We start from the raw sequence: 2737 nt of genomic DNA on the forward strand, positions 1-2737 counted from the left end.
CCGCAGCGGTCTCGGGTTGCACGTCGACACGCAAACCGAATTCGGCGGCGGTCTCGGCGGTCTTGGGACCGATGCACGCAACGATGGTGCGCGCGTGCGGCTTTCCGGCGATGCCAACCAGGTTGCGCACCGTGGAGCTGGACGTGAAGCACACCGCGTCAAAACCACCGGTCTTGATCATTTCCCGGGTGGCCGCCGGCGGCGGGGCCGCCCGGACCGTCCGGTAGGCGGTGACATCCTCGATCTCCCAGCCACGTTCGCGCAGGCCCTCGGCCAGCGTCTCGGTGGCGATGTCGGCACGCGGCAGCAGCACCCGATTCACCGGGTCGAAAATGCTGTCATACGGCGGGAATTCATCCAGCAGGCCCAGCGACGACTGCTCACCAGAAGGCACCAGCTCGGGGCTGATGCCGAACGCGCGGACCCGGTCGGCGGTCGATTCGCCGACGCAGGCGATCTTCACCCCGGAGAACGCGCGGGCGTCGAGTCCGAACTCGCCGAACTTCTCCCACACCGCACGTACCGCGTTGGTGGACGTGAACACCACCCACTGGTAGCGGCCGTCGACCAGACCCTTGACCGCGCGCTCCATCTGGGCGGGGCTGCGCGGCGGCTCGACGGCGATGGTCGGCACCTCGATTGGCAACGCGCCGTGCGCGGTCAGCCGATCGCTCATCTCGCCGGCCTGGTCCTTAGTCCGCGGCACCAGCACGGTCCAGCCATACAGTGCCCGGCTCTCCCACCAGTTCAGCTTGGCCCGGTTGTGGACCGTCTTGCCGATCGTCACCACCACCGACGCGGGCGCCGTGGGGTCGACACCGAGCTGGACGCCCGGGTCGGTCAGCCCGCCCAGCGTGGACTCCACCGAGCGCTGCGCGCAGGTGGTGCCCGAGGACGTCACGACGCACGGCGTGGTGTCGGATAGCCCGTACTCGATCAGCGTGCGCGCCGCGTCGGCCACGTGCGACGAGGTGGCCTGCAGAATCAACGGGCCCGGTGCCGCGGCCAGCGCCCCCCAGTCCACGTCGCCGCGCACGTCGGCAACGGTGTGCGATGAGCCCAGCGGCAGCCCGGCATAGGTCGGCACCGCCGAGGTGGCGGCCAGCCCGGGCACGACCTCGAAATGCAGGTGCGTGCGGGCGACGGTGTTCACCTCGGTGATTACCGAGTCCACCGACAGTGGGTCACCCGCGACCAGCCGCACCACGTCGGTGCCGGTGCGGGCCTCTGCGACCAGCGTTTTGGCCACTTCGGCCGGGTCGCCCAGCGCCGGGCGGATGTCGGGTCCTACCGACACCACGGCGGCAGGCTGTTCGTCGGTGCCGGCCCCTTCGGCAGTTCCACCCTCCGACTGTGCAGTCGGCTCGGCCGGCCCGGACACCGGCGGCAGGTCCGTGCCGATCAGCGCCGACACCGCGTCGGGCACGTCAGGGTCAATGAACACCAGGGGAGCATTCGCCAGCACCGTAGCGGCCCGCGTCGTCAGCAGAGCCGGGTCGCCCGGACCCGAGCCCACGAACATGATGCGGCCGGGCCTCGGCTTACGCCCTCGCGTCGTCATCTGTATCTCTCCCAGTCACTTCCTCGTGCGGGTTTGTTACCGCGCAGTCGACATGAGTTCCCGTGCGCCCAGCTCGAACAGCTCGGCGGCCACCGAGAGCCCGAGCTCTCGTGCCCGATCCGGACTGCCGATGCCGGACGCGCGGATCACATCGGATCCGTCTAGCGCCGCCACGCAGCTGCGCAGCGACAGCTCTTCGAAGACACGGCCGTCCTCGTCAATGGACTCGACCACCTCGGCGATCGCCCCCACTGGCGCGGAGCAGCCCGCCTCCAGTTCGGCGAGCAGGGCACGCTCAGCGGTGACCGCCGCGCGGCTGTCGGCGTCGTCGAGCTCGGCCAGCAGTGCCGCCAGCCGGGAATCCCCGGCGCGGCACTCGACGGCGAGCGCGCCTTGAGCCGGCGCCGGCAACACTTGTACCGGCTCCAACGTCTCGGTCACCTCATCCAGGCGCCCGATTCGGGCCAAACCCGCCCGGGCTACCACGATTGCGTCCAAATCACCGCTGCTTACCCTGTTCAACCTGGTATCTAGGTTGCCTCTTAGGGGGCGGATTTCCAAACCGAGACCCAGTGCTCTAAGCTGTGCGGCCCTCCGGGGCGACGAAGTGCCGACCACCGACCCACTCGGCAGCTGTGCCAGCACTAACCCGTCACGGGCCACGACAGCGTCGCGGGGGTCCTCTCGCGGCGGTATGGCGGCGATCACGAACCGCGGATCCTCGGCGGTAGGCAAATCTTTGTGCGAATGCACCGCCACGTCGACGCGGCCGTCCTCGATGGCCTCCCGCAACGCGGCGGTGAAGACCCCGACGCCGATGCTGGCGATCGGGTCTGTCGAGCGGTCGCCCTCGGTGCTGATCGTCACCAGCTCGGCGGCGTGACCATTAGCGAGCAAGGCGTCGCGGATGCCACCGGCTTGGGTGGTGGCCAGCAGACTGCCCCGAGTTCCTATCCGGATCACGTCGACCAAGCGGCTACTCAGCGGAATCGCTTGGCAGAACAGGCAATTCGCCTGCAGTAGCGACAGCGTCGACGGCGGTCTGGTCGAGTTCGAACAACTCGCGCAGCGCCTCGGCATAGCTGTCGCCACCGGGTGCGCTGGCCAACTGTTTGATCCGCACGGTGGGCGCGTGCAGAAGCTTGTCCACCACCCGCCGCACGGTGCGGGCCACCT

Annotated in this window: 1 protein-coding gene and 2 pseudogenes; all 3 read right to left on the reverse strand. The window is 69.2% G+C overall.

The window, feature by feature from the left end; genetic code table 11:
* A partial coding sequence (locus WB785_RS13945; RefSeq protein WP_424079929.1) for a uroporphyrinogen-III synthase occupies positions 1 to 1561 on the reverse strand: 1561 nt, incomplete at its 3' end.
* A pseudogene (hemC, locus tag WB785_RS13950) lies at positions 1558 to 2524 on the reverse strand (hydroxymethylbilane synthase). The gene WB785_RS13945 and the pseudogene hemC, both read right to left, overlap by 4 nt.
* 13 nt (positions 2525 to 2537) lie before the next feature.
* Positions 2538 to 2737 (reverse strand): annotated as a pseudogene (locus tag WB785_RS13955) (glutamyl-tRNA reductase); the annotation flags it as partial.

Origin of the sequence: Mycobacterium sp. (genome assembly GCF_049585075.1) — a bacterium.
Taxonomy (GTDB): Bacteria; Actinomycetota; Actinomycetes; order Mycobacteriales; family Mycobacteriaceae; genus Mycobacterium.